Raw genomic sequence first — 392 nt, 5'->3', positions numbered from 1 at the left:
CAACAGATTGCGGGTTTCGGCCTCTTGCAACTCACGGATTTTTCGCGACATTCATGAGTGGGCGAAATGGGCGGGACCGTTGCGAAAAATGATGGTTATAAAATCATACGACGACGTATTATCATCAGGAATGCGAACCTAAAGGAGGTTGCAATGCATGGCACGGTGAACCGACCATGGAGCCGTAGGTCCTGCGATGATTTTCAGCAATAGTGCCGAAGGTTGATCATCATATAAGCGAGCGTCTTGAACGCGTAGTGCACCGCGCTGATGCGTTCGAAGCGCAGCAACAGACGGCGAAACTTGTCTTCCCAGGCGAAGACGCGCTCGATGGTTCTGAAGCGCTCCTCGAAGATGGCCGGATCAAAGCGCCGCTTGCGACCGCGTTTAGG

The 392-nt window shown here is 53.1% G+C and carries 1 protein-coding gene; it reads right to left on the bottom strand.

All coding sequences use genetic code 11. The annotated features are described in order from the left end of the window. Window positions 1-203: 203 nt before the first annotated feature. A partial coding sequence (locus AB3X89_RS40305) for a hypothetical protein (protein ID WP_368588068.1) occupies window positions 204-392 on the bottom strand: 189 nt, incomplete at its 5' end.

This window comes from Paraburkholderia sp. BR14320 (assembly GCF_040948665.1).
Lineage (GTDB): Bacteria > Pseudomonadota > Gammaproteobacteria > Burkholderiales > Burkholderiaceae > Paraburkholderia > Paraburkholderia youngii.
Note: the sequence above shows the minus strand (reverse complement) of the source record. Positions and strands in the feature narration are given on the sequence as shown.